Below are 25,199 nucleotides of genomic sequence, written 5' to 3' on the forward strand. Positions count from 1 at the left end.
CATTGAATTACCAGCCACCGGAAGCACCACCGCCGCCGAAGCCCCCACCGCCACCACCGAAGCCGCCACCGCCAAAACCACCACCGCCGAAGCCGCCACCACGGCCCATGCCGCCGAGCAAAGCGCCGAGCAGCAAGGCACGACGACCACCGCCGCGACCGCCTCGCCCGCCGCCGATAACGAAGATCGCTACCAGCATGAGGAAGAAACCGAGAATCCCGAGGCCGCCGGGTTGCTCCTGCCCCATTGGCATCACCGGACGCAATTCGGCCGGCAACGGGTCGCCGCCGAGCACGGTGACAATCGCCTCCGCCCCTTCGATGATCCCGGCAGTGAAGTCACCGCGCTGGAACGCCGGCGCGATGATGCGGTTGATGATCACCGAGGACTGCGCGTCGGTGAGCCGACCTTCCAGCCCATAACCGACCTCGATGCGAATCTTGCGGTCATCGCGGGCGATGATCAGCAGCGCGCCGTTGTCCTCGTCCTTTTGACCGATGCCCCAGGTGCGGCCGAGCTCCAGCCCGAATTCCTCGATGCTGCGCCCGCCCAGATCCGGCACCGTCACCACCACGACCTGTTCGCCCGTGGCCTGCTCGTGCCCGGCCAGCATGCTGGTCAGGCGGGCCTCGGCCTGGGTATCAAGCAGCTCAGCGCGGTCGACCACACGGCCGGTCAGCGCCGGCAGCTCGCTTTCCTGAGCGACGAGGCCAGCAGCCCAGAGCAGCAGGACCAGCAGTAGCGGGAACCTGGAGGTCATTGAAACTGCACTTGCGGCGCTTGCTCGGCGTTCTCGGCCGTGGCCTCGAAGTTCTCGCGGATCGGCATGTCGCTGTACATCACCTTGTGCCAGATGCGGCCAGGGAAGGTCCGAATCTCGGTGTTGTAGCGCTCGACCGCGGCGATGAAGTCGCGGCGTGCCACCGCAATGCGGTTCTCGGTGCCTTCAAGCTGCGACTGCAGGGCGAGGAAGTTCTGGTTTGACTTGAGATCCGGATAGCGTTCGGACACCGCCATCAACCGGCTAAGCGCTCCGGTAAGCTGGTTCTGCGCCTGCTGAAACTGCTGCAGCTTCTGCGGATCATCCAGGGTGCTGGCATCGACCTGAATCGAGGTGGCCTTGGCCCGCGCTTCGACCACTGCGGTGAGGGTTTCCTGCTCCTGACGGGCGAAGCCCTTCACCGTCTCGACCAGATTGGGAATCAGGTCGGCACGCCGCTGATACTGGTTCTCGACCTGCGACCAGGCGGATTTCACCTGCTCGTCATAGCGGGGGATGTTGTTGATACCGCAGCCGGCCAGCAGCCAGGACATGAAGACGACAACGGTCAGTTGCCAGGTGTAGCGAAAACGCTGCGTATGCATGGTGCGCTCGTCCATTCTGTTAACCAGTACGCAGATAAGAATAGCCAAGGGCCATAAGAGTTCAGGTGAAGATCAACTCCTCTGCGCTAGCTGCCCTGCCACGGCGCCCGCAGCAGTAGCCGCGCGCAACGCACCTGCAGGTGTTCATGCAGCAGCCGCACCGGCTTGCTCAGCTGCGCGCGGTGCGCGCAAAGCAGGTTCAGCGGCGCGGCTTCACCGAGGCAATCGGAGAGCAGCACCTGCAGACGCCCGGCGGCGACATCATCGGCAATATCCAGCCAGGACTTGTAGGCCAGTCCGGCGCCAGCCAGCGCCCAGCGCCGTACCACATCGGCGTCATCGCTGACCCGGTCGCCGCTTACCTGCACGGTGAGCGCCCGGCGTCCTTCCTGAAAACACCAGCGGTCATGCACGCGGCCGGCGAGCATGAAGCGCAGGCAGCTGTGCCCCGTCAACTCTTCCAGCCGCTGCGGCGCGCCATAGCGCAGGACGATGTCCACCGGCTGGCGAAACAGGTCGGTCAGGCCGTCACCCAGCAGCAGGCGCAGCTGCAATTGCGGATGACTCGCCTGGAATTCGTCGAGCCACGGCAGCAGCACATTGCGGCCGAAGTCGGACGGTGCCGACAGCTGCAGCACGCCGCTGATCGCTTCGCGCCCGCCAGCGAGCGCCTGGGCGCCCTCGTGCAGGCTGGCCAGCGCAGCCCGGGCATGCAGCAGATACGCCTCGCCCTCGGCGGTCAGGCGCAGCCTGCGGGTGGAGCGCACCAACAGCCGGGCGCCAAGCGAGGCTTCGAGGCGCTTGAGCGCAGCGCTGGCCACCGCCGGGGATACATCCAGCGCCCGCGCAGCGGCAGACAGGCTGCCGCTGTCGGCCGTACGCACGAACAGTTGCAGGTCATCGATACGCAGCATTTTCAAAATCCTGTTGAAAGAGCCTCGCTTATTACCCCGTTTTTCTGCCGCGTCAAATAGCTGAGCATGCCCCTCCACCGAATCCATACGGAGCAACAGCATGAAAGCGGTCGCCTACTTCGACTCCCTCGCCATCGACGATCCCCGCGCCCTGCAGGACGTGGAGCTGCCCGAGCCGGTGCCCGGCCCGCGTGACCTGCTGGTGGAGGTGCGCGCCATCTCGGTCAACCCGGTGGACACCAAGGTACGCCGCAACACCCAGCCCGAGGCCGGCCAGCCGAAGGTGCTGGGCTGGGACGTGGCTGGCGTGGTCGTCGGTGTGGGCAGCGAAGTCAGCCTGTTCAAGGTCGGCGACGAGGTGTTCTACGCCGGCTCCATCGCCCGCGCCGGCGGCAACAGCGAACGCCATCTGGTGGACGAGCGGATCGTCGGGCGCAAGCCGCGGAGCCTGAGCTTCGCCGAGGCCGCCGCGCTGCCGCTGACCGCCATCACCGCCTGGGAACTGCTGTTCGAGCGCCTGCAACTGGTTGAAGGCCAGGGCGCCGGGCAGCAGTTGCTTATCGTTGGCGCTGCCGGCGGTGTCGGCTCGATCATGCTGCAGCTGGCCCGCCAGCTGACCAAGGTCAGCGTGATCGCCACCGCCTCGCGCCCGGAAACCCAGGCCTGGGCCCGCGAACTCGGCGCGCACCACGTCATCGACCATAGCCAGCCGCTACACGCCGGGCTGCAGCGCGCCGGTTTCGCCAGCGTCAGCCATGTCGCCAGCCTGACCCAGACCGACCGGCACTTCGATCAGCTGGTCGAAGCACTGACGCCGCAGGGCCGCCTCGCGCTGATCGACGATCCAGCCCAGCCGCTGGACGTGATGAAGCTCAAGCGCAAAAGCCTGTCGCTGCACTGGGAACTGATGTTCACCCGCTCACTGTTCGAGACGCCGGATATGATCGAGCAACATCACCTGCTGCAGCGCGTCAGCCAGCTGGTTGATCTGGGTGTACTGCGCTCTACCCTAGGCGAGCACTTCGGCACCATCAACGCGGCCAACCTGCGCCGCGCCCATGCCCTGCTGGAAAGCGGCAAGGCCAAGGGCAAGATCGTGCTGGAAGGTTTCTGAGCTAGATGACGCCGGCCGCGCGCAGGCCGGCGATCTGCTCGTCATTCATGCCCAGCAGGCGCTGCAACAGCGCCTCGCTGTGCTCGCCGAGCAGTGGCGGCGGCATGCGGTAATCCACGGGTGAAGCGGACAGCCGCAGCGGGCTGGCCACCTGCGGCACACGGCCGGCTAGCGGGTGCGGCATCTCGACGTTCAGCCCGCGATGCTGCACCTGCGGGTCGCCGAACACCTGCGCCAGGTCGTTGATCGGCCCGCAAGGCACGCCGGCCTGCTCCAGCGCACTGACCCATTCGGCCGTGGTGCGGAACACCGTGACCTGGCGAATCAGCGGAATCAGCTCGGCGCGATGGGCGACCCGCGCGCGATTCGTGGCGAAGCGCGGATCGGACGCCCACTCGGGACGCCCGGCCACCTCGCAGAACTTGCGGAACTGACCGTCGTTGCCGACGGTGAGGATGATGTCGCCATCGGCGGTGGGGAAATCCTGATAGGGCACGATGTTCGGATGGGCATTGCCCATGCGTTTGGGCGCCACGCCGGTGGTGAGGTAGTTGAGCGCCTGGTTGCCGAGGCAGGCGACCTGCACGTCGAGCAGCGCCGTATCGATATGCTGGCCTTCGCCGCTGCGTTCGCGATGTGCCAGCGCAGCAAGCACGCCGACGGTGGCGTACAGGCCGGTGAGGATATCGGTCAGCGCCACACCAACCTTGACCGGCCCGGCGCCCTCCTCCGCATCGCTGCGGCCGGTCAGGCTCATCAGCCCACCGAGGCCCTGAATCATGAAGTCGTAGCCGGCGCGAGTGGCATAAGGTCCGTCCTGGCCGAAGCCGGTGATCGAGCAATAGATCAGCCGCGGGTTGAGCGCCTTCAGGCTTTCATAATCCAGTCCGTAGGCGGCCAGCCCGCCGACCTTGAAGTTCTCCAGCAGCACATCGCACTGCGCCACCAGCTCGCGGATGATGCGCTGGCCCTCGGGCCGGGTGAAGTCGACGGTCAGCGACTGCTTGTTGCGGTTGGCGGTCAGGTAATAGGCCGCCTCCGAGGTGTTCTCGCCGTGCTGATCCTTGAGATAGGGCGGGCCCCAATGGCGCGTATCGTCGCCCGTGCCAGGGCGCTCGACCTTGATCACCTCGGCGCCGAGGTCGCCGAAGATCTGCCCGCACCAGGGCCCGGCGAGCACGCGCGACAGATCGAGAACACGGATATGGGACAGGGCGCCGGGCATGGGCGAAACCTCGAAACTCAAGTGAACGTAGGGTGGATCGGGGCGCGTAGCTGATGCGTCACCCATCCACCGCGCGTAGCCAACGGTGGATGAAGAGAGCGTCATCCACCCTACGGCGGCGTCAGAAGAACGCCTGGATGCCGGTCTGGGCGCGGCCGAGGATCAGCGCATGCACGTCATGGGTGCCCTCGTAGGTGTTCACCACCTCCAGGTTGACCAGGTGCCGGGCCACGCCGAATTCGTCGCTGATGCCGTTGCCGCCCAGCATGTCGCGGGCCATGCGCGCGATATCCAGCGCCTTGCCACAGCTGTTGCGCTTCATGATCGAGGTGATCTCCACGGCGGCGGTGCCTTCGTCCTTCATCCGGCCGAGGCGCAGGCAGCCTTGCAGGGCCAGGGTGATCTCGGTCTGCATGTCGGCGAGCTTCTTCTGAATCAGCTGGTTGGCGGCCAGCGGACGGCCGAACTGCTGACGGTCCAGGGTGTACTGGCGTGCGGTGTGCCAGCAGAACTCGGCGGCACCCAGCGCGCCCCAGCTGATGCCGTAGCGGGCGCTGTTCAGGCAGGTGAACGGCCCCTTCAGCCCGCGCACGTCGGGGAAGGCGTTCTCTTCCGGGCAGAACACGTTGTCCATGACGATCTCGCCGGTGATCGAGGCGCGCAGGCCGACCTTGCCGTGGATCGTCGGGGCGGACAGCCCTTCCCAGCCCTTCTCCAGCACGAAGCCGCGGATCTCGCCGGCGTCGTCCTTGGCCCAGACCACGAATACATCGGCGATCGGGCTGTTGGTGATCCACATCTTGCTGCCGGACAGGCGATAGCCGCCGTCGACCTTCTTCGCCCGGGTGACCATGCTGCCCGGGTCGGAACCGTGGTTCGGTTCGGTGAGGCCGAAGCAGCCGATATATTCGCCGCTGGCGAGCTTGGGCAGGTACTTCTGTCGGGTCGCCTCGTTGCCGAACTCATAAATCGGCACCATCACCAGCGAGGACTGCACACTCATCATCGAGCGGTAGCCCGAATCGATGCGCTCGACCTCGCGGGCGATCAGGCCGTAGCACACGTAGTTGAGCCCGCTGCCGCCGTAAGCTTCGGGAATGGTCGCACCGAGCAGGCCGGTTTCGCCCATCTCGCGGAAGATCGCCGGATCGGTCTGTTCATGGCGGAAGGCTTCCAGCACCCGCGGCGCCAGCTTGTCGGCGGCGAACTGCGCGGCGCTGCCCTGCACCATGCGCTCTTCTTCAGTCAGCTGCTGATCGAGCAGCAGCGGGTCGATCCAGTTGAAGCTTGCTTTGCCGGCCATTCGGGAGGCTCCTCTTGTTGTCTTCGGCACCGCGGTCACGCGGGCGGGATAAGCTGATCCTAGGCGCAGCGACGGTGCGTCGCAAACGAGGATTTCGCACCGAACTGTGCGCTTTGCTCACTTCGAGATAAGCTCTTGACCGATTATCAGGCTTATCCCGTGAGGTCTTTGCATAATGCGCCGCAAGATTCCCAGCACCGCCGCGCTGATCGCCTTCGAGGCCGCCGCCCGCCACGAGAGCTTCACCCGTGCGGCCGACGAGCTGGCACTGACCCAGAGCGCAATCTGCCGGCAGATCGGCGGGCTGGAGGAGTTTCTCGGCCTGGCGCTGTTCCGCCGTTCGCGGCGCGGCGTGAAGCTCACCGCCGCCGGCCAGTCCTACGCCCGCCGCATCGCCGCACAGCTGGACGCGGTGGAGCGCGATACGCTGTCGGTAATGGGCCAGCAGGGCGCGATGAGCCTGGAGCTTGCGGTGGTGCCGACCTTCGGCACCCAATGGCTGGTGCCGCGCCTCAGGCATTTCCAGGCACTGCATCCGGAAATCACGGTGAACCTGACCAACCGCACCCGGCCCTTTCTCTTCGCCGATACCGAGTTCGATGCCGCCATCTACTTCGGCGACGCCGACTGGTCCGGTACCGAGGCGCACTATCTGATGCCCGAGGACCTGCAGCCCGTCTGCAGCCCCGCCTTGCTGCACGACGGTCAGCCGTTTACCGCGCAGACGCTGGCGGACATGCCGCTGCTGCAGCAGACCACCCGACCCTATGCCTGGCGGCAGTGGTTCGACTCGTTGGGGCTGAAAGTCGCCCGCGACATGACCGGTCCGCGGCTGGAGCTGTTCTCCATGCTGGCGCAGGCGGCCGAGCATGGCATGGGAGTAGCGCTGATCCCGCCGTTCCTGATCCAGCGGGAACTGGCCGAGGGGCGGCTGGTGCTGGCGCATCCGCAGGCCTATCGCAGCGAGACGCGAGCGTATTACCTGATGATTCCGGAGCGCAAGGTGGAGTCGGCGGGACTGGTGGCGTTTCGGGACTGGCTGAAGGATGAGGCGAGGGTGTGGCGGGAGGGGGCGTAGGGCCGGGTAGGGATGCCCAGCCGTAGGGTGGAAAACCGCGCAGCGTTTTCCACCACAGGTGGCATGCAGGTTTGGGTCTGTCGACCCAGGTGCCAGGACATCCAGAAATGAGCGCGCCGAATCGCGGGCTCAGGGCGAAACTACTTCTTCTTTTTCGGCTTCAGGTACTTCGTCAGCCCTTGAAACCACATCACCAGCGCCGGATTCCCCTGGATCTGGATGTCCTTGTTCTGAATCCCCTGCATGAACGCCAGCTGCTTGTTCTTCGCCGTCATGGTGGCGAAACCATAGGCGGCATCCTTGAAGCCAAGCGAGAACGCCGGTTCGCTCGCCGGGCCGCGCTTGCTGGTGACGCGCTGGTTCTGCACGACGAAGTGCCGGGCGACCTTGCCGTCCAGGGTATGCAGCTGAAAGGTCAGATCCTTGTCTCCCAGCTGCTGCTGGAACTCGGGATTGGTGCGGCTGGCCTTGGCCATCAGGCGGCCAAGCATCCAAAGCAAGAAGCGGAATTTCATGGTGAGGTCCCGACCGGTACGAGAAAAGGCCGCATTGTAGTGGCTTGGTCGGCTGGGGAAAGGATGGGTACGAATGGGTCCGAGGCGGACCGGGCAGTCAGGTTGACCCGGAGCCCGCTGGCTCCGGGTTGGCGCAGCGTCAGTTGACCGCGTCTTTGAGCATCTTGCCCGGCTTGAAGGCAACGGTGTTGCTGGCCTTGATGGTCACCGGTTGCCCGGTTTGCGGGTTTTTCCCGGTGCGGGCGCCGCGGTGGCGCTGAACGAAGGTGCCGAAACCAACCAGGGTCACGCTGTCCTTGCGGTTCAGCGCGTTGGTGATTTCATCCAGCACGGCGTTGAGTACCCGATTGGCCTGATCCTTGGACAGGTCAGCCTTCTCGGCAATGGCTGCGGCGAGTTCCGGTTTACGCATGGGAAGCCTCTGAGACGTTTTTGTTGTTGTGTCCGTACTGTTCACAAGAACAGCGCTAAAGGCGCTGCAACAGCTCTAGGCTGGGCAGACTCATGGAGAATGGCACGGCGCTAGCACCTGCGCCAGTCCCTCCGGACGCCCCGCAGGCTCAGCTGGGGGACTTTAACGACAGAATTTGCGGTAGTTCCGCCAGCACCGGCGGCAGCTGCTTGTTCAGCGCCAGGCGCTCCTGTACCGCCGTGCCGGTCAGGGCATAGCCGAGAAGCTGCCCAGAAGTACCGAGATAGAGCGCTTTGACATCATTACCCTGGGCTTCGACAGTCCAGTTGCCGGCACTACCAGCCGCAGGCAGGGAAACCACTACCGGGCATGCTGGGGTCTTCACTGTGACCGGCATGGGGCCGTAACTGACAAAGGTAGGATTGCCAAACAGCGTTTTAGCCAGGGCCCGCGCCCCAGCCATCAGCGGCATCACGTAGAGCAGGTTCAGCCCTTCGACTTCGGCGCAGTCGCCGACGGCATAGACGTGTTCCGCCGAGGTTTGCAGCAGGCGATCGACGACGATGCCGCGCTTGACCTCGAGACCCGCCTCGGCAGCCAACTCGGTGCGCGGGCGCAGGCCGACGGCACTGACCACCAGATCGCAGCTCCGCTGCGAGCCGTCGGAGAGGGTCGCCTGCAGACCGTCGGTGCTGCGCTGCAGGCGCTCCAGCGTGGCCCCGAGGTGAAAGCGTGCGCCGATGCCCTTCAGGCCGTTGCGAACCGCCTCGGCGGCCTGTAGCGGCAGCAGACCGGGCATGACCTGCTCGCTGGGGGCGACCAGATCGACCTCATGGCCACCGAGCAGCAGGTCGTTGGCAAATTCACAGCCGATCAGCCCGGCACCGAGGATCAGCACCCGACGCTTGCCGGCGACGGCGGCGCGGAAGCGGCCGTAATCGTGCAGGTCGTTGATCGGAAAAACCGCGTCGGCAGCATCGCCCGCAACCGGCACCTGAATCGTCTGCGCGCCCCAGGCCAGTACCAGGTCGCGGTAGGGCACCGGCTCGTTGCCAATCCACACGCGCCGATTCGCCGGATCGAGACGGGTGACGCGGGTATGGGTGCGAATCTCCGCATTCAGCTGTTCGGCCATGGCGCCGGCGGTGGCCATGCCCAGGTTTTCCGCATTCTTGTTGGCGGCGAAGCCGGTGGAAAGCAGCGGTTTGGAGTAGGAGCGCCCATCATCGGCGGTAATCAGCAGCAACGGCGTCTGGGTGTCCAGCTTGCGGAATTCCCGGGCCAGGTTATAGCCGGCCAGGCCGGTGCCGATGATGACTACAGGTGCGCTCACGATCTTGTCCTCCAGAGAAGCGTTGCGAAAGAGATCAGCCGATGGCGATCATTTCGAAGTCCATCTTGCCGACGCCGCAGTCCGGGCACATCCAGTCTTCCGGCACATCTTCCCATGCCGTCCCAGGCGCGATGCCCTCGTCCGGTGCGCCCAGCGCTTCGTCATAGATATAGCCGCACACCACACATTGCCATTTCTTCATCGCTAACCTCGATGTTCCGTCGACTGCGACGCACGCTATACCAGAACGGTGCGTCGCACCAAACCCACAAATGAAAACGGGCGGCCTAGGCCGCCCGTCACGCTACAGTCAGGCTTAGCCTGCGGCAGCCACCAGCGGATCGCTGATGCCCAGCACGTAGAACCCGATCAGGCCGATGGTGCCGGCCAGGATGAGGTAATACAGCGTCGGCAGCATGGTCTTGCGCAGGGTGATCCCTTCGCGACCGAGCAGGCCGACGGTGGCCGAGGCCGCCACCACGTTGTGAATGGCGATCATGTTGCCCGCCGCCGCACCCACCGACTGCAGCGCCACCATCAGCGCACCGGACAGGCCGAGCAGGCCCGCGGTGTTGAACTGGAACTGCGACAGCATCAGGTTGGACACCGTGTTGGAACCGGCGATGAACGCGCCCAGCGCCCCGACTGCCGGCGCGAAGAACGGATAAACCGAGCCCACGCTGTTAGCGACGAGCTGCGCCATGGCCACCGGCATGGACACCAGGTCGGAGCCATTAACGCCCGAGTTGATCAGGATCCGCACCATCGGAATGGTGAAGATCAGCACGAAGCCCGCGCCGAGCAGGGTCTTGCTCGATTCGGAAATCGCCGCGCCCAGCTCGCTGGCCTTCATCCGATGCAGGAAGAAGGTGATCAGCACCACCATGCAGAGAATCCCGCCCGGCAGGTACAGCGGCTCCAGCGTACCGGAAACGCCCGTTTCGCCGAGGATGTCCTTCCAGCCGAAGCTGAGCGACATCAGCAGCGCCTTGAAGTCCGGGAAGACCCGCGAGGCGACCAGCAAACCAGCCAGCAGCAAGTAAGGAGCCCAAGCCATCGGCACGGAGATCGGCGTCTTGCCGGCTACGTCCTCGATCTTCATCTCGATCTTGCCCATCCACTCGGACGGCCATTCCTTCGCCGGCGCGAAATCCCAGGTGTCCTTCGGCAGCAGGAAGCCGGCCTTGGCCGCCGGTACGACAATGGCCAGACCAACCAGCGCACCGATCATCGACGGGAATTCCGGACCGAGGAACACACCGGCCGCAGCATACGGAATGACGAAGGCGAGACCGGTAAAGACCGCGAACGGCGCGACTGCCAGACCTTCGGTCCAGGATTTGTTGCGACCGAAGTAGCGGGTCATGATGCTGACCATGATCAGCGGCATGAGAATCCCGCACAGCGCATGGATGATCGCGACGCGCGAGAAGATCAAGTGGAAGAACACCTCCCAGTTACTGCCCACCGCAGCCAGCTGCTCGCTGATGCCAGTCTTGTCCAGACCCGCACCGACACCGACCAGAATCGGCGTGCCCACCGCACCGAAGGACACCGGCGTGGACTGCACCATCATCCCCATGACCACCGCCGCCAGCGCCGGGAAGCCCAGCGCGACCATCAGCGGTGCCGCCACCGCCGCCGGTGTGCCGAAGCCCGACGCCCCCTCGATGAAGCAACCGAACAGCCAGGCGACGATCAGCACCTGAACGCGACGGTCAGGACTGACATTGGAGAAGCCACGCCGAATCGAACTGATCCCCCCGGAATGTTTCAGCGTGTTGAGCAGCAGAATCGCACCGAAGATGATCCAGAGGATCGCCGCGGTGAGGATCAGGCCCTGCAAGGTGGAAGCGATGACCCGGTTGAGGGTCATGTCCCAGGCCAGCAGGCCGATCAGCGCAGTGAGGACGAAAACCAGCGGCATGGCGTACTTGGCCGGCCAGCGAAAGCCGATCAGCAGCACACCCGCCAGCACCAGCGGCACGAAGGCCAGGATGGACAGTAGTGTTTGACTCATTTGTTGGGTCCCTGCGTTTTTTGTTGTGAACCGCTTCTATTGTGTCCGGGCACGCCCGGTGCTTCGCATGAAACGCCCCCACGCGGTGCGCTTCCCGACGGCCCGGCCGAAACCGTGCCGCTCATGCTCGAAAGCCCCGGACGCCAACTCGACGCCTGGGGCTGCTGTCCTGCACCGCGTGCGCCGAGCTTCCGGCAGCACGCAGTTCCCGGCCCTGTCAGGCCTGGCTGGCCTTGTAGCGCTGACGCCAGGCATGCAGCAGCGGCTCGGTGTAGCCCGCCGGCTGCTCGCGGCCCTTGAACACCAGATCCGACGCCGCCTGGAAGGCGATCGACTGAGTGTAGTCGCTGGACATGGCGCGATAGAGCGGATCGCCAGCGTTCTGCTGGTCGACCACCTTGGCCATGCGCTGCAGGGTTTCCTGCACCTGCTCGCGGCTGACCACACCGTGGTGCAGCCAGTTGGCAATGTGCTGGCTGGAGATACGCAGGGTGGCGCGGTCTTCCATCAGGCCGACGTTGTGGATGTCCGGTACCTTGGAGCAGCCGACGCCCTGCTCGACCCAGCGCACCACGTAGCCGAGGATGCCCTGGCAGTTGTTGTCCAGCTCCTGCTGCTTCTCTTCGGCGCTCCACTTGTCTTCGGCGACCACCGGGATGCTCAGCAGGTCGTTGAGCAGCTGATCGCGCTCGGCCGCCAGGTCGATCTTCTCCAGCTCGCTCTGCACGGCCTGCACGTTCACCTGGTGGTAGTGCAGCGCGTGCAGGGTGGCGCCGGTCGGCGACGGCACCCAGGCGGTGTTGGCGCCGGATTTCGGATGGCCGATCTTCTGCTCGAGCATGGCTGCCATCAGGTCCGGCATGGCCCACATGCCCTTGCCGATCTGCGCCTTGCCGCGCAGGCCGCAGGCCAGGCCGACCAGCACGTTGTTGCGCTCGTAGGACTGGATCCACGGGGTGGACTTCATGTCACCCTTGCGCAGCACCGGGCCGGCTTCCATGCAGGTGTGCATCTCGTCGCCGGTACGGTCGAGGAAGCCGGTGTTGATGAAGGCCACGCGGTGCTTGGCCGCAGCGATGCAGGCCTTGAGGTTGGCGCTGGTGCGGCGCTCCTCGTCCATGATGCCCATCTTCAGGGTGTAGCGCGGCACACCGATCAGCTCCTCGACGCGACCGAACAGCTCATCGGCGAAGGCGACTTCCTTCGGTCCGTGCATCTTCGGCTTGACGATGTAGACGCTGCCGGTGCGCGAGTTGCCCTTGCGCTGGAGGTCGTGCTTGGCGATCAGGCTGGTGAACACACCGTCCATGATGCCTTCCGGAATCTCGCGGCCGTCTTCCAGCAGGATCGCCGGGTTGGTCATCAGGTGACCGACGTTGCGGATGAACAGCAGCGAACGACCATGCAGCTTCAGCTCGCCGCCGTTGGGTGCGCTGTATTCGCGGTCCGGGTTCAGGCGGCGGACGAAGCTCGAGCTGCCCTTGGCGACTTCCTCGCTGAGGGTGCCCTGCACGATGCCCAGCCAGTTGCGGTAGGCCAGCACCTTGTCATCGGCATCCACCGCAGCAACCGAGTCTTCGCAGTCGAGGATGGTGGAAACCGCGGACTCGACCAGCAGGTCCTTAACGCCAGCAGCATCGGTCTGGCCGATCGGGCTGTTCGGATCGATCTGGATCTCGACGTGCAGGCCGTTGTTCTTCAGCAGCACGGCCTTCGGCTCGACCGCTTCACCCTGGAAGCCGACGAATTTTTCCGGCTGCGCCAGCCCGGTGACGCTGCCGTTCTCCAGGGTGACCTTCAGCTGGCCATCCTGCACGCGATAGGCGGTGGCGTCGGCGTGGCTGCCTTCGGCCAGCGGCGCGGCCTGATCGAGGAAATTGCGCGCGTAGGCGATGACCTTGGCGCCACGGACTTCGTTGTAGCCCGGGCCCTTCTGCGCGCCGCCCTCTTCGGAGATGGCGTCGGTGCCGTAGAGCGCGTCGTACAGCGAGCCCCAGCGGGCGTTCGCGGCGTTCAGCGCATAACGCGCGTTCATGATCGGCACCACCAGCTGCGGGCCGGCCTGGGTGGCGATCTCGCTGTCGACGTTGGCGGTTTCGATCTTCACCTCGCCGGGCACCGGCAGCAGGTAGCCGATGGATTCGAGGAAGGCGCGGTAGGCGGCCATGTCCTTGATCGGACCGGGATTGGCTTTGTGCCATGTGTCCAGCTCGACCTGCATGCGGTCGCGCTCGGCGAGCAGTTCACGGTTCTTCGGCGCCAGGTCATGGACCAGGGCGTCCAGGCCCTGCCAGAAGGCGGCGGCTTCGATACCGCTGCCCGGCAGGACTTCGTCTTCGATGAAACGCTGCAGATTGGCCGCGACTTGCAGGCGGCCCAGGGTTACGCGCTCAGTCATCTGTCGTTCTCCTTGTCTGTTCAGTTGGCCAGGGCGGCAACGCCGGCCTTGGCGATCTGGGCGTCCTGCGCGGCGGTCACGCCGGAGACGCCAACCGAACCGATGACCTGACCGTCAACCACTACCGGCACGCCGCCTTCCAGCGAGCAGACCACCGGCGCGGAGAGGAAGGCGCTGCGGCCGCCGTTGACCATGTCTTCGTAACCCTTGGTTTCACGACGGCCGAGGGCCGAGCTGCGGGCCTTCTCGGTGGCGATGTAGGAGGCGATCGGCGCGCAGCCGTCCAGACGCTCCAGCGCCAGCGGATGGCCGCCGTCGTCGGCGACGACGATGGTCACGGCCCAGCCATTAGCCTGCGCTTCGGCGCGAGCAGCGGCGAGGATGGTGGCGACTTCGGTCTGGCTCAGTACGGCTTTGCTTTTCATCTCGATTCTCCTGTCTTCGTATTTCGGTTGTTCGCTGGCCGCCCTGACTGGGCGACCGAACCATGAGGCGTTGCTACTGCATCGATTCCTCGACCACTTCGATCCAGTGCTTGACCGGCGTGCGGCCGGCGCCGTCGAGGTGAGTCTGGCAGCCGATGTTGGCGGTGACGATCACTTCCGGCTTGCCGCTCTCCAGCGCGTTGAGCTTGTTGTCGCGCAGCTGGTGGGAAATCTCCGGCTGGGTGATCGAATAGCTGCCGGCCGAGCCACAGCACAGGTGCGCATCTGGCACCGCGGTGAGCTGGTAGCCCAGGCGGGTGAGCACGTCTTCGACCGCGCCGCCGAGCTTCTGTGCGTGCTGCAGGGTGCACGGGCAATGGAAGGCCATGCGCTTGTCGGCGCGCACATTGAGCTTTTCCAGCTCGGCGCTGCGCAGCACTTCGACCAGATCCTTGGCCAGCTCGCTGACCCGCGCGGCCTTGGCGGCGTAGGCCGGGTCATCCTTGAGCAGATGACCGTATTCCTTGACGAAGGCACCGCAGCCGCTGGCGGTCTGCACGATGGCTTCGGCACCGGCTTCGATGGCCGGCCACCAGGCGTCGATGTTGCGCCGTGCGCGGTCCAGGCCGGCATCCTGCGCGTTGAGGTGGTAATCCACCGCGCCGCAGCAGCCGGCTTCGCGCGCCGGACTGACGCTGATGCCCAGGCGGTCGAGCACGCGCGCGGCGGCGGCGTTGGTGCTCGGCGACAGGCTCGGCTGCACGCAGCCTTCGAGTATCAGCACGCGACGGCTGTGCATGACCTGCGGGCGCGGCTTGGCCGGGCGGATCTCGCGCGGCAGGTGGTCCTTCAACGAGGCCGGCATCAGCGGCTTCAGCGCATTGCCGGCGCCCAGCAGTGCCTTGAACAGGCCCGGACGCGGGATCACCGTGCGCAGGCCGCCGCGCACGACGCGCTCGCCCAACGGGCGCTGCACCTGCTGCTCGATGAAGTCGCGGCCGATGTCCAGCAGGTTGTGGTACTTCACCCCGGACGGACAGGTGGTTTCGCAGTTGCGGCAGGTCAGGCAGCGGTCCAGGTGCAGCTGGGTGCTTTCGGTCACCTCGCCGCCTTCGAACATCTGCTTCATCAGGTAGATGCGCCCGCGCGGGCCGTCCAGCTCGTCGCCGAGCAGCTGGTAGGTCGGGCAGGTGGCATTGCAGAAGCCGCAATGCACGCAGGAGCGCAGGATGCTTTCAGCTTCTTCGGCGCGCGGCAGCTTTTTCGCCGCTTCGCTCAGATTGGTTTGCATACGTCGTCAGACCTCGGAATACATGCGGCCGGGGTTGAAGATCCCCTGCGGGTCCAGCGCGGCCTTGAGCTGGCGGTGATAACGCAGCAGCGGTGCGGCCAGCGGCTGGAACGGATTGGTTGTGGCGCCTGCGGTAAAGCAGGTGGCGTGGCCGCCGACCTCAATGGCGATACCGCGGATGGTCACCGCGTCGGCGTCGGACTTCAGCCAGCGCTGGGCACCGGCCCAGTCCACCAGCTGATCGCCCGGCAGACCCAGCGCCGGCGTGTTGTTCGGCAGCGACAGGCGCCACAGCGGGCGCGGATCGGCAAAGAACGCCAGGCGCTGTTCGCGCAGGTCGTTCCAGTAGCCGGGGTCGAGATCCTCGCCACCGATACGCTCGCGCGCCGCGCCCACCGAGCCTTCGCCACCTTCCAGACGCAGGTGCAGCGCCTGGCCGTCATGGCTGGCGGCGCTGATCGGGATCGGCTGCTGGCCCCACTCGGCAAGCTTGAGCAGTGCACGTTCGAGATCGATCTCCAGGCGTAGGCTGGTGCACAGGCGCGGCTTGGGCAGCACCTTGAGCGAGACTTCGGTGAGTACGCCGAGGCAACCGAAGCTGCCGGCCATCAAGCGCGACAGGTCGTAGCCGGCGACGTTCTTCATCACTTCGCCACCGAAACGCAGGTGCTTGCCCTGGCCGGTGATGACCCGCGAGCCGAGCACGAAATCGCGCACCGAACCGCTCCATGGGCGACGCGGGCCGGACAGCCCGGCGGCGATCATGCCGCCGACGGTGGCAGCTTCGCCAAAGTGCGGTGGCTCGCAAGGCAGCATCTGCCCGGCGGCATCCAGCGCGGCTTCCAGCTCCGTCAGCGGCGTGCCGGCGCGAACGGTGACCACCAGCTCGGTGGGGTCATAGCTGACGATGCCGCGGTGCTCGCGGGTATCGAGCAGCACGCCGTCGACCTGCCGGCCGAGGAAAGCCTTGCTGCCGCTGCCCTGGATGCGCAGCGGCGTGTTGGCGGCAAGCGCCTGGTTGACCTGATCCAGCAACTGCGCGCTGGCGTCGTTGGCGATTACGGACATCAGAAACGCTCCAGTTCGGGGAAAGGCAGCTGGCCGTTGTGGATGTGCATGCGGCCGAATTCGGCGCAGCGATGCAGGGTCGGAATGTTCTTGCCCGGGTTGAGCAGGCCGCTCGGGTCAAAGGCCGCCTTGACCGCGTGGAACAGGGTCAGCTCGTCGGCATTGAACTGCGAGCACATCTGATTGATCTTCTCGCGGCCGACGCCGTGTTCGCCGGTGATGCTGCCGCCCACCTTCACGCAGAGTTCGAGAATCTTGCCGCCGAGGTCTTCGGCGCGCTCCAGCTCACCGGGCTGGTTGGCATCGAACAGGATCAGCGGGTGCATGTTGCCGTCGCCGGCATGGAACACGTTGGCCACGCGCAGACCGAACTGCTCGGACAGGTCGGAAATACCCTTGAGCACACCCGGCAGCTCGCGCCGCGGGATGGTGCCGTCCATGCAGTAGTAGTCAGGCGAAATGCGCCCAACCGCCGGGAAGGCGTTCTTGCGTCCGGCCCAGAAACGCACGCGCTCGGCTTCGTCTTTCGCCAGGCGCACTTCGGTGGCGCCAGCCAGCTTCAGCACTTCGCTGACCCGCGCGCAGTCGTCATGCACGTCAGCTTCGACGCCGTCCAGCTCGCAGAGCAGAATCGCCTCGGCATCCACCGGGTAACCGGCATGGATGAAGTCCTCGGCAGCGCGGATCGACAGGTTGTCCATCATCTCCAGGCCGCCAGGGATGATGCCGGCAGCGATGATGTCGCCGACCGCACGACCGGCCTTCTCCACCGAGTCGAAGGCAGCGAGCAGCACCTTGGCCACCTGCGGCTTGGGCAGCAGCTTGACCGTCACCTCGGTGACGATGCCGAGCATGCCTTCGGAGCCGGTGAACAGCGCCAGCAGGTCGAAGCCCGGCGAATCCAGTGCGTCGGAGCCGAGCGTCATGCGCTCGCCTTCGACGGTGAGGATGTCCACCTTGAGCAGGTTGTGCACGGTCAGGCCGTACTTCAGGCAGTGCACGCCGCCGGCATTCTCGGCGACGTTACCGCCGATGGAGCAGGCGATCTGCGACGAAGGGTCCGGCGCGTAGTACAGCTCATAGGGTGCGGCAGCCTGGGAGATCGCCAGGTTACGCACGCCGGGCTGGACGCGGGCGAAGCGGCCGGCCGGATCGACTTCGAGAATCTTGTTGAAGCGCGCCATGACCAGCAGGATGCCCTGCTCGAGCGGCAGCGCACCGCCGGACAGACCGGTGCCGGCACCGCGGGCGACCACTGGAACGCCGCGCTGATGACAGAGCTTGAGCAGCGTCTCGACCTGCTCGATACGCTCGGGCAGCACGACCAGCAGCGGCGTGGTGCGATAGGCGGATAGCCCGTCGCACTCGTAGGGCTTGAGGTCTTCGCTGCGATGGAGGATGTCCAGGTCAGGCAGCTGTGCCTGCAGTTCGGCCAGCAGGGCAGCCTTGTCGACCTTGGGCAACGCACCATCGACGCGTTCGTCGTAGAGAATGTTCATGGCAGGTTCCAGTTCTCGTGGGGCCACAGCCAGCGCGCACGGCTGCGGTGGAATGACGCATCTTTAACGTCGAAGGTGGGCGCCCGTCCATGCCCCAGACAACTGGTCCTACCAGTTTTTTGTAGTCAGCCGATGAAAGGCACTACCAAACGGCCTTCCAAGCGGCGCTGTTTCTGCTATCCAGCCATTCAGGGTAAACTCGCCTCAAACTGGTCCTACCAGTGGAGAACGAAGGACATGCAGAACGAAAAGCACAATGACCGTCGTCAAGTCGCCGATGTCGTCGCCGAACGCATCGAACGGCTGATCGTCGACGGCGTATTGAAAGTCGGCCAGGCGCTGCCATCGGAGCGCCGCCTGTGCGAGAAGCTCGGCATTTCCCGCTCGGCGTTGCGTGAGGGTCTGCGCGTATTGCGCGGGCGCCGCATCATCGAGACCTCTCAGGGCCGTGGCTCCTTCGTTGCCGAACTGTCCGGCAACCATGACGCCAGCCCACTGATGCACCTGTTCAACTCGCAACCGCGCACGCTCTATGACCTGCTGGAGGTGCGTGCGCTGCTGGAAAGCGAATCGGCGCGGCTGGCGGCCTTGCGCGGCACCGACGCGGATTTCGTGCTGCTACGTCGCCGCTACGAGGAAATGCTCGCCGCCCACGCCAGCGAAGAGGGTGCCGACCCTCGCGAACATGCCCGCCTCGATCATGCCTTCCACCTGGCCATCTGCGAGGCCTCGCACAACCCGGTGCTGGTGCACACCTTGCAGTCGCTGACCGACCTGATGCTGAGCACCGTGTTCGCCTCGGTGAACAACCTCTACCACCGCCCGGCGCAGAAGCGCCAGATCGACCGCCAGCACTCGCGGCTTTACCACGCGGTAATCGAGCGCCTGCCCGAACAGGCCCAGCGCGCGGCGCGCGACCATATCCACGGCATTCGCGACAATCTCAAGGAGATCGAGCAGGAAGAGCAGCGCCTGGTGCGCGCCACCATGCGCCTGGAAGGCTGGACCTGATCATTCTGTAGCGGCGCCGGCGCGACCCTACAGCCGCTGCAGGCGCCGCGTTGTCGCCTGCGTCCTGCAGCAGCCGGGACGCATGCTAGACTCGCCGCTCTTTCCGCTATGCCCGAACGCGCCGTGTCCGAATTCCTTGACTGGCTAACTGCCGACCGCCTGCCCTCCCCCCTCGATCCCGCCCTGCATGACTGGCTCTACGTCGACAAAGGCTCGCTGACCCGCCGTCTGACGGAGCTGGCCGATGGCGCGTTCAGCGTGAAGCCGCTGCACGAAGCCTGGCAGCCCCTGCGCGCCGACGAGTGTGCCGCGCTCGGCGTTCCGGCAGAGAGTGAAGGCTGGGTGCGCGAGGTCTATCTGTGCGGCCACGGCCAGCCCTGGGTGTTCGCCCGCAGCGTCGCGGCGCGCGTGCAACTGGAAGAATCCGGCCTCGATCTGCAACGCCTGGGCAATCGCTCCCTGGGCGAGCTGCTGTTCAGCGATCCGGCCTTCGCCCGCGGCACGCTCGAGGCCCGGCATTACCCCGCGCACTGGCTGCCCGATGCGTGCCGTGTCGACGGCCTCTGGGCGCGGCGCTCGTGCTTCCGCCAGAATCGACTCGGCGTGCTGGTCGCCGAAGTATTCCTCCCCGAACTGTGGCAGGCCGCCGCCGTCACGCCCTGAGCCGCCGCTCTGCACGTCCCCTTCCGCCAAGGAGAGCCGCTGATGTATCTGAAACTGCTGCAATCGTGCAATCGCCTGCACCCGCGCGCCTGGGACTTCATCCAGCTGATGCGCCTGGACAAGCCGATCGGCACCTACCTGCTGCTGTGGCCGACGCTGTGGGCACTGTGGATCGCCGCCGAAGGCGTGCCCAGCGCGAAGAATCTGTTCATCTTCATCGCCGGCGTGATCCTGATGCGTGCCGCCGGCTGCGTGGTCAACGATTTCGCCGACCGCAACTTCGACGGCCACGTGCAGCGCACCCAGGCACGTCCGATGGCTGCTGGGCGGGTCAGCTCGCGCGAGGCCTGGACGCTGTTCGCCGTGCTGGTGGGCCTGAGCTTCGGCCTGGTACTGCTGACCAACGCGACAACCGTCTACCTGTCCTTCGGCGCTCTGGCGCTGGCGGCCTGCTACCCGTTCATGAAGCGCTACACCTTCTACCCGCAGGTGGTGCTCGGTGCGGCGTTCTCCTGGGGCATGCCGATGGCCTTCACCGCCGAAACCGGCAGTCTGCCACCGGAAGCCTGGCTGCTGTTCATCGCCAACCTGCTATGGACGGTGGCGTACGACACCTACTACGCCATGGCCGACCGCGACGACGACCTGAAGATCGGTATCAAGTCCACCGCGATCCTCTTCGGCGAAGCGGACCGCGTCATCATTGTCACCCTGCAGGGCCTTGCGCTGTTCTGCCTGCTGCTCGCTGGCGTGCGTTTCGAACTCGGCCAGTGGTTTCACCTCGGCCTGGTGGTCGCCGCCGGCTGCTTCGCCTGGGAGTTCTGGAAGACCCAGTCGCGCAAACCACAGATCTGCTTCAAGGCCTTCCTGCATAACCACTGGGCAGGGCTGGCTATCCTCGCGGGCATCGTGCTGGATTACGCCACCAAGGCTTAAGCCCAGGCGCGCCGAGTTAGAGCGCCGGATCACCACAGCCGACTGCCGTCTGCCTGTCACATGGCTGCAATAATTCCGTTATCTAATGCCGGACGACAAGAACAGACCCGAGGCTTGACCATGAACGGCAAGAGCATACTGATCGTCGATGACGAGGCGCCGATCCGGGAGATGATCGTCGTCGCCCTGGAAATGGCCGGCTATGACTGTCTCGAAGCAGAGAACACCCAGCAGGCCCACGCACTGATCATCGACCGCAAGCCGGACCTGATCCTGCTCGACTGGATGCTGCCCGGCACCTCCGGCATCGAACTGGCCCGCCGCCTCAAACGCGACGAACTGACCGCCGACACGCCAATCATCATGCTTACCGCCAAGGGTGAAGAGGACAACAAGATCCAGGGCCTGGAAGTCGGCGCCGACGACTACATCACCAAACCGTTCTCGCCGCGCGAGCTGGTGGCCCGGCTGAAGGCCGTGCTGCGCCGCGCGACACCGGTGGACAGCGAGTCGCCGATCGAGATCGGCGGGCTGCTGCTCGACCCGGTCAGTCACCGCGTCACCATCGACGGCAAGCCGGCCGAGATGGGCCCCACCGAATACCGCCTGCTGCAGTTCTTCATGACCCACCAGGAGCGCGCCTATACCCGCAGCCAGCTGCTCGACCAGGTCTGGGGCGGCAATGTCTATGTCGAGGAGCGCACTGTCGATGTGCATATCCGTCGGCTGCGCAAAGCGCTCGGTGAGGCCTACGAGAACCTGGTGCAGACGGTACGCGGCACCGGTTATCGTTTCTCCAGCAAAAGCTGAGCGCGCCGGGTGAGCCTGCGTCCCGGCGTCATCCATCCCATCATCGCCACCTCTCTGGAGTGCATCGGTTGAATCAGGACTGGCAAGGAGCCCTCATTCGTCGTCTGCTGCTCCTGCTCGGCGGCTGCCTGCTGCTGGGGCTGATCACCGGCGAGTACGCCTGGGTACTGGTGATCGGTCTGAGCGGCTATCTGATCTGGACCCTGCGCCAGCTGCTGCGTCTGCAACGCTGGCTGCACCGTGCCGATCCCGACGAGCCGCCGCCGGACTCGGCCGGAATCTGGGGCGATGTGTTCGACAATCTCTACCAGATGCAGCGCCGCGATCTGCGCCTGCGGGGCGAGCTGCAGGGCATCATCGATCGCGCCCAGGGCTCTACCGCCGCACTCAAGGACGCGGTGATCATGCTCGACAGCGACGGCAACCTGGAATGGTGGAACCCCGCCGCCAACCGCCTGCTGGGGCTGAAGAAGCCGCAGGACGCCGGCCACCCCATCGGCAATCTGGTGCGCCATCCGGCATTCAAGGAGTACTTCGATAAAGGCAACTACGACCAGCCGCTGGAGCTGGCCTCGCCGGTCGACGATCGCCTGCGCCTGCAGTTCAACATCACCCGCTACGGCAACCGCGAGCACTTGCTGCTGGTGCGGGACGTGACTCGCCTGCATCAGCTCGAACAAATGCGCAAAGACTTCGTCGCCAACGTCTCCCACGAGCTGCGTACGCCGCTCACCGTGATCGCCGGCTACCTGGAAACGCTGCTGGAAAATGCCGAAGCGGTGAACCCGCGCTGGCTTCGCGCCCTGCAGCAGATGAACCAGCAGGCCGGCCGCATGCAGCACCTGCTCAACGACCTGCTGTTGCTGGCGCGGCTGGAAACCAGCAGCCGCCCGACCGAAAACCAGCCAGTGGCGGTGGGGCTGCTACTGCAGTCGATCATCAGCGATGCCCGCGCACTGTCCGGCAACCGCGGCCACCTGATCAGCCTCGATGCCGATCCGGCACTGCAGCTCAAGGGCAGCGAGACGGAGCTGCGCAGCGCCTTCTCCAACCTGGTGTTCAACGCCGTGAAGTACACCCCGGATGGCGGCAGCGTGCATGTGCGCTGGTGGGGCGACGAGGTCGGCGCGCACCTCAGCGTCGAGGACAGCGGCATTGGCATCGAGCAGAAACATCTGCCACGGCTGACCGAGCGCTTCTACCGGGTAGACTCCAGCCGCGCCAGCAGCACCGGCGGTACGGGGCTCGGCCTGGCGATCGTCAAGCACGTGCTGCTGCGCCACCAGGGGCGCCTGGACATCAGCAGCACCCCCGGCCGGGGCAGTCGCTTTTCCTGTCACTTCCAGAACAGCCAGGTGCCCGGCCGCTGACTGGGAATATCCGCGAGCAGCAGGAAAAATCCCGCTGCTCGCTTGAAAAGCCGGCTCGCCGCCGCCATCCTGTCGCGATCATTGGCTACCCGAACCCTTCATGGACCCCTCCCCCAGTTACGCCGCTTCTTCCTACTTCGCCGATTTCGGCCTGATTCTCTTCGCTCTGTTCCTCGTGCTGCTCAACGGCTTCTTCGTCGCCGCCGAGTTCGCCATGGTCAAGCTGCGCGCCACCAAGGTGGAAGCCATCGCCAGCCGGCATGGCTGGCGCGGACACATCCTGCGTACCGTGCACAATCAGCTCGATGCTTACCTGTCCGCCTGCCAACTCGGCATCACCCTCGCATCGCTGGGTCTCGGCTGGGTCGGCGAGCCGGCGTTTGCGCACCTGCTCGAGCCTCTGCTGGCCGGCATCGGTATCCAGTCGCCGGCGCTGGTGCATGGCATCGCCTTCTTCTCGGCGTTCTTCATCATTTCCTATCTGCATATCGTCATCGGCGAGCTGGCGCCGAAGTCCTGGGCGATCCGCAAGCCGGAACTGCTGTCGCTGTGGACGGCCGTACCGCTGTACCTGTTCTACTGGCTGATGTACCCGGCGATCTACCTGCTCAACGCCAGCGCCAACGCCATCCTGCGCATCGCCGGGCAGGGCGAGCCGGGCGTGCACCACGATCATCACTACAGCCGCGAGGAGCTCAAGCTGATCCTGCACTCCAACCGCGCCCGCGACCCGAGCAACCCGCAGATCCAGGTACTGGCCTCGGCGGTGGAAATGAGCGAGCTGGAAGTGGTGGACTGGGCCAACTCCCGAGAGGACCTGCTGCAGCTGGAACACGACGCACCGCTGGCGGAGATCCTCGAGATCATTCGTCGCCACAAGTACAGCCGTTATCCGGTCTACGACAGCGCCAAGGGCGAGTACGTCGGCCTGCTGCACATCAAGGACCTGCTGCTGGCGCTGGCCGCCAATGGCGCGCTAGCCGAGGACTTCTGCCTGGGCGAGCTGCTGCGGCCGCTGGAGCGGGTGTCCAAGCACATGCCACTGGCCAGCCTGCTGGAGCAGTTCCGCCAGGGCGGCGCGCATTTCGTGCTGGTGGAAGAAGGCGACCACAAGGTGATCGGCTTCCTGACCATGGAAGACGTGCTGGAAGTGCTGGTCGGCGATATTCAGGACGAGCACCGCAAGACCGAACGCGGCGTGCTCGCCTATCAGCCGGGCAAGCTGCTGGTGCGCGGCGACACGCCGCTGTTCAAACTCGAGCGCCTGCTGGGCATCGATCTCGACCACGTCGAGGCGGAAACGCTGGCAGGGCTGGTTTACGAAACCCTCAAGCGCGTACCGGACGAGAATGAAGTGCTTCAGGTCGACGGCCTGCAGATCGTCATCAAGAAGATGCGCGGTCCGAAGATCGTGCTCGCGAAGGTGCTCCTGCTCAAGGACTAACCCGTAACGGAAACAGACAACTCCGCGACTTACATTTTCGTTTACATACCTGTCGCTAATCTTTGATTTACAAAGAAATACGACCGCCCGTCGTGCTTGGCAGAATTAATCGCAAGTAGTTTCAGTCCACGCCATAGGCGGCTCGCTCGAGCCGCCACCGATTTCCAATCGAATGACGATGGAGCTACCCGCATGCGCATCAATGCTTTGACCACTGCAACCGCCCTGGCCCTCGGCCTGACAGCGACCTCCCAGGCGTTCGCCCAGTCCGCCACCGGCCCAATCTCGAATTTCGGCGTCATTGGTTCGCACAATCAGTACAAGCTGACCGTGAACGACGAAAGCGACAAGGAACGCCTCAACCAGGGCGGGCTGTACTACAACTTCGGCAACAAGATGACCGGCCAGGAAGGTTTCATCTACCAGGCAGGTATCGAAGGCCAGTACCGGGAAAAGGACGACGTGGAATACATGTCCGCCCGCGCCGATATCGACCTGGGCCTGCGCGCTGCGCTGAGCAGCAACAACTATGTCGACGTGATCGTCGGCGGTGGCTACGACTGGGGCCGCATCGAGCAGGACGACGTCGATTTCGGCCTGTTCGAGGAAGACGTCAAGCTGACCACCCGCTCGCCGTTCGCCAAGGCCGGGGTTGGCTACAACTACCTGACACCCGATTACACCGTACGCCTGGAAGTCGGCGCCCGTTACTCCATCGAAGCGGACAGCAAGCTGAAGGTTGGCGGTGAAAGCGACACCGTCGATCTGAAGGACAAGGTCAACCCCTACGGCGAGCTGAGCGTGCTGTGGAACAAGGGCATCAACAACATGCCCATCAGCACCAGCCTGTACTACACCCAGACCCGCTACGAAATCGACAGCAACAGTGAGTTCGCCGAGAACAGCAAGCTCAAGCAGGAGCAGGTCGGCCTGAAGGTTGGCCTGGCGTTCTAAGCCTCTACGCGATATCAGCCTGCCGGATCATGCTCTGGTGGTAGCCAGCGG

At 65.1% G+C, this 25,199-nt stretch carries 24 protein-coding genes; 9 read left to right on the top strand and 15 right to left on the bottom strand.

Annotated elements, in window-relative coordinates; genetic code table 11:
- Positions 1-7: 7 nt before the first annotated feature.
- The 3 genes from BHD08_RS12050 to BHD08_RS12060 form a co-directional block, all read right to left on the bottom strand.
- Positions 8-760, bottom strand: a complete 753-nt coding sequence (locus BHD08_RS12050) for a YgcG family protein (protein WP_125022512.1) — start codon at positions 758-760, stop codon at positions 8-10.
- Entirely contained in the window at positions 757-1,365 is a 609-nt protein-coding gene (locus tag BHD08_RS12055; protein ID WP_125022514.1) for a LemA family protein, read from the bottom strand. The genes BHD08_RS12050 and BHD08_RS12055 overlap by 4 nt, the downstream gene beginning before the upstream one ends.
- Positions 1,366-1,451: 86 nt before the next feature.
- Positions 1,452-2,279, bottom strand: a complete 828-nt coding sequence (locus BHD08_RS12060; protein ID WP_125022517.1) for a LysR family transcriptional regulator — start codon at positions 2,277-2,279, stop codon at positions 1,452-1,454.
- A 100-nt stretch (positions 2,280-2,379) separates the two neighbouring features.
- Here BHD08_RS12060 and BHD08_RS12065 point away from each other — a divergent pair, with 100 nt between their 5' ends.
- Positions 2,380-3,393 (top strand): zinc-binding alcohol dehydrogenase family protein, encoded by a 1,014-nt coding sequence (locus BHD08_RS12065; protein ID WP_125022518.1) that lies wholly within the window; start codon positions 2,380-2,382, stop codon positions 3,391-3,393.
- A gap of 1 nt (position 3,394) precedes the next feature.
- Here the strand turns inward: BHD08_RS12065 and BHD08_RS12070 are convergent, their stop codons facing one another.
- Complete coding sequence (locus BHD08_RS12070; RefSeq protein ID WP_125022520.1) at positions 3,395-4,618, bottom strand: CaiB/BaiF CoA-transferase family protein; 1,224 nt, start codon at positions 4,616-4,618, stop codon at positions 3,395-3,397.
- 121 nt (positions 4,619-4,739) lie between these two features.
- Complete coding sequence (locus tag BHD08_RS12075; RefSeq protein ID WP_015278487.1) at positions 4,740-5,921, bottom strand: acyl-CoA dehydrogenase; 1,182 nt, start codon at positions 5,919-5,921, stop codon at positions 4,740-4,742.
- Between the two features lie 175 nt (positions 5,922-6,096).
- Here BHD08_RS12075 and BHD08_RS12080 point away from each other — a divergent pair, with 175 nt between their 5' ends.
- Positions 6,097-6,999 (top strand): LysR family transcriptional regulator, encoded by a 903-nt coding sequence (locus tag BHD08_RS12080; protein ID WP_125022522.1) that lies wholly within the window; start codon positions 6,097-6,099, stop codon positions 6,997-6,999.
- A gap of 140 nt (positions 7,000-7,139) precedes the next feature.
- Here the strand turns inward: BHD08_RS12080 and BHD08_RS12085 are convergent, their stop codons facing one another.
- The 10 genes from BHD08_RS12085 to glcD all read right to left on the bottom strand — a co-directional run bounded on the left by BHD08_RS12085 (position 7,140) and on the right by glcD (position 17,960).
- A complete protein-coding gene (locus BHD08_RS12085) occupies positions 7,140-7,514 on the bottom strand; it encodes a helicase (protein WP_102826336.1) in 375 nt (124 codons plus the stop codon).
- A gap of 139 nt (positions 7,515-7,653) precedes the next feature.
- Positions 7,654-7,926 carry an HU family DNA-binding protein gene (locus BHD08_RS12090; protein WP_003283322.1) on the bottom strand — a complete coding sequence of 91 codons (273 nt, stop codon included), beginning with the start codon at positions 7,924-7,926 and terminating at the stop codon, positions 7,654-7,656.
- 148 nt (positions 7,927-8,074) lie between these two features.
- The gene (locus tag BHD08_RS12095) at positions 8,075-9,259 is read right to left on the bottom strand and encodes an NAD(P)/FAD-dependent oxidoreductase (RefSeq protein ID WP_125022524.1); all 1,185 of its coding nucleotides are present in this window, start codon (positions 9,257-9,259) and stop codon (positions 8,075-8,077) included.
- 34 nt (positions 9,260-9,293) lie between these two features.
- Positions 9,294-9,461 carry a rubredoxin gene (rd, locus tag BHD08_RS12100; protein ID WP_125022526.1) on the bottom strand — a complete coding sequence of 56 codons (168 nt, stop codon included), beginning with the start codon at positions 9,459-9,461 and terminating at the stop codon, positions 9,294-9,296.
- Positions 9,462-9,575: 114 nt separating this feature from the next.
- Positions 9,576-11,279 (bottom strand): L-lactate permease, encoded by a 1,704-nt coding sequence (locus BHD08_RS12105; protein ID WP_125022528.1) that lies wholly within the window; start codon positions 11,277-11,279, stop codon positions 9,576-9,578.
- Positions 11,280-11,496: 217 nt separating this feature from the next.
- Positions 11,497-13,677, bottom strand: coding sequence for a malate synthase G (locus BHD08_RS12110; protein WP_015278493.1), 2,181 nt, complete (start codon positions 13,675-13,677; stop codon positions 11,497-11,499).
- A 20-nt stretch (positions 13,678-13,697) separates the two neighbouring features.
- Positions 13,698-14,102 carry a heme-binding protein gene (locus BHD08_RS12115; RefSeq protein WP_015278494.1) on the bottom strand — a complete coding sequence of 135 codons (405 nt, stop codon included), beginning with the start codon at positions 14,100-14,102 and terminating at the stop codon, positions 13,698-13,700.
- A gap of 73 nt (positions 14,103-14,175) precedes the next feature.
- Positions 14,176-15,393: a glycolate oxidase subunit GlcF gene (glcF, locus tag BHD08_RS12120; protein ID WP_015278495.1), complete on the bottom strand. Its 1,218-nt coding sequence runs from the start codon at positions 15,391-15,393 to the stop codon at positions 14,176-14,178.
- A 6-nt stretch (positions 15,394-15,399) separates the two neighbouring features.
- Complete coding sequence (gene glcE, locus BHD08_RS12125) at positions 15,400-16,461, bottom strand: glycolate oxidase subunit GlcE (RefSeq protein ID WP_125022530.1); 1,062 nt, start codon at positions 16,459-16,461, stop codon at positions 15,400-15,402.
- Positions 16,461-17,960: a glycolate oxidase subunit GlcD gene (gene glcD, locus BHD08_RS12130; protein ID WP_015278497.1), complete on the bottom strand. Its 1,500-nt coding sequence runs from the start codon at positions 17,958-17,960 to the stop codon at positions 16,461-16,463. Before glcD ends, glcE begins: the two co-directional genes overlap by 1 nt.
- A 237-nt stretch (positions 17,961-18,197) precedes the next feature.
- Here glcD and glcC point away from each other — a divergent pair, with 237 nt between their 5' ends.
- The 7 genes from glcC (at position 18,198) to BHD08_RS12165 (ending at position 25,148) form a co-directional block, all read left to right on the top strand.
- Positions 18,198-18,971 carry a transcriptional regulator GlcC gene (gene glcC, locus BHD08_RS12135; RefSeq protein WP_015278498.1) on the top strand — a complete coding sequence of 258 codons (774 nt, stop codon included), beginning with the start codon at positions 18,198-18,200 and terminating at the stop codon, positions 18,969-18,971.
- Between the two features lie 108 nt (positions 18,972-19,079).
- Positions 19,080-19,634 carry a chorismate lyase gene (locus tag BHD08_RS12140; RefSeq protein ID WP_125022533.1) on the top strand — a complete coding sequence of 185 codons (555 nt, stop codon included), beginning with the start codon at positions 19,080-19,082 and terminating at the stop codon, positions 19,632-19,634.
- A 42-nt stretch (positions 19,635-19,676) separates the two neighbouring features.
- Positions 19,677-20,570, top strand: coding sequence for a 4-hydroxybenzoate octaprenyltransferase (gene ubiA, locus BHD08_RS12145; protein WP_125022535.1), 894 nt, complete (start codon positions 19,677-19,679; stop codon positions 20,568-20,570).
- 120 nt (positions 20,571-20,690) lie between these two features.
- Complete coding sequence (phoB, locus tag BHD08_RS12150; RefSeq protein ID WP_003283304.1) at positions 20,691-21,380, top strand: phosphate regulon transcriptional regulator PhoB; 690 nt, start codon at positions 20,691-20,693, stop codon at positions 21,378-21,380.
- Between the two features lie 68 nt (positions 21,381-21,448).
- A complete protein-coding gene (gene phoR / locus BHD08_RS12155; protein ID WP_125022537.1) occupies positions 21,449-22,750 on the top strand; it encodes a phosphate regulon sensor histidine kinase PhoR in 1,302 nt (433 codons plus the stop codon).
- Between the two features lie 100 nt (positions 22,751-22,850).
- Positions 22,851-24,194 (top strand): hemolysin family protein, encoded by a 1,344-nt coding sequence (locus BHD08_RS12160; RefSeq protein ID WP_125022539.1) that lies wholly within the window; start codon positions 22,851-22,853, stop codon positions 24,192-24,194.
- 192 nt (positions 24,195-24,386) lie between these two features.
- Positions 24,387-25,148: an outer membrane beta-barrel protein gene (locus BHD08_RS12165; protein ID WP_125022541.1), complete on the top strand. Its 762-nt coding sequence runs from the start codon at positions 24,387-24,389 to the stop codon at positions 25,146-25,148.
- Positions 25,149-25,199 lie beyond the last annotated feature (51 nt).

Source organism: Pseudomonas sp. SCT, assembly GCF_003864275.1.
Taxonomy (GTDB): domain Bacteria; phylum Pseudomonadota; class Gammaproteobacteria; order Pseudomonadales; family Pseudomonadaceae; genus Stutzerimonas; species Stutzerimonas stutzeri_AE.

Coding starts and splice junctions, on each gene's coding strand:
- BHD08_RS12050 (WP_125022512.1), bottom strand. CDS start 760: ATGACCTCCAGGTTCCCGCTACTGCTGGTCCTGCTGCTCTGGGCTGCT.
- BHD08_RS12055 (WP_125022514.1), bottom strand. CDS start 1,365: ATGCATACGCAGCGTTTTCGCTACACCTGGCAACTGACCGTTGTCGTC.
- BHD08_RS12060 (WP_125022517.1), bottom strand. CDS start 2,279: ATGCTGCGTATCGATGACCTGCAACTGTTCGTGCGTACGGCCGACAGC.
- BHD08_RS12065 (WP_125022518.1), top strand. CDS start 2,380: ATGAAAGCGGTCGCCTACTTCGACTCCCTCGCCATCGACGATCCCCGC.
- BHD08_RS12070 (WP_125022520.1), bottom strand. CDS start 4,618: ATGCCCGGCGCCCTGTCCCATATCCGTGTTCTCGATCTGTCGCGCGTG.
- BHD08_RS12075 (WP_015278487.1), bottom strand. CDS start 5,921: ATGGCCGGCAAAGCAAGCTTCAACTGGATCGACCCGCTGCTGCTCGAT.
- BHD08_RS12080 (WP_125022522.1), top strand. CDS start 6,097: ATGCGCCGCAAGATTCCCAGCACCGCCGCGCTGATCGCCTTCGAGGCC.
- BHD08_RS12085 (WP_102826336.1), bottom strand. CDS start 7,514: ATGAAATTCCGCTTCTTGCTTTGGATGCTTGGCCGCCTGATGGCCAAG.
- BHD08_RS12090 (WP_003283322.1), bottom strand. CDS start 7,926: ATGCGTAAACCGGAACTCGCCGCAGCCATTGCCGAGAAGGCTGACCTG.
- rd (WP_125022526.1), bottom strand. CDS start 9,461: ATGAAGAAATGGCAATGTGTGGTGTGCGGCTATATCTATGACGAAGCG.
- BHD08_RS12105 (WP_125022528.1), bottom strand. CDS start 11,279: ATGAGTCAAACACTACTGTCCATCCTGGCCTTCGTGCCGCTGGTGCTG.
- BHD08_RS12110 (WP_015278493.1), bottom strand. CDS start 13,677: ATGACTGAGCGCGTAACCCTGGGCCGCCTGCAAGTCGCGGCCAATCTG.
- BHD08_RS12115 (WP_015278494.1), bottom strand. CDS start 14,102: ATGAAAAGCAAAGCCGTACTGAGCCAGACCGAAGTCGCCACCATCCTC.
- glcF (WP_015278495.1), bottom strand. CDS start 15,393: ATGCAAACCAATCTGAGCGAAGCGGCGAAAAAGCTGCCGCGCGCCGAA.
- glcE (WP_125022530.1), bottom strand. CDS start 16,461: ATGTCCGTAATCGCCAACGACGCCAGCGCGCAGTTGCTGGATCAGGTC.
- glcD (WP_015278497.1), bottom strand. CDS start 17,960: ATGAACATTCTCTACGACGAACGCGTCGATGGTGCGTTGCCCAAGGTC.
- glcC (WP_015278498.1), top strand. CDS start 18,198: ATGCAGAACGAAAAGCACAATGACCGTCGTCAAGTCGCCGATGTCGTC.
- BHD08_RS12140 (WP_125022533.1), top strand. CDS start 19,080: ATGCCCGAACGCGCCGTGTCCGAATTCCTTGACTGGCTAACTGCCGAC.
- ubiA (WP_125022535.1), top strand. CDS start 19,677: ATGTATCTGAAACTGCTGCAATCGTGCAATCGCCTGCACCCGCGCGCC.
- phoB (WP_003283304.1), top strand. CDS start 20,691: ATGAACGGCAAGAGCATACTGATCGTCGATGACGAGGCGCCGATCCGG.
- BHD08_RS12160 (WP_125022539.1), top strand. CDS start 22,851: ATGGACCCCTCCCCCAGTTACGCCGCTTCTTCCTACTTCGCCGATTTC.
- BHD08_RS12165 (WP_125022541.1), top strand. CDS start 24,387: ATGCGCATCAATGCTTTGACCACTGCAACCGCCCTGGCCCTCGGCCTG.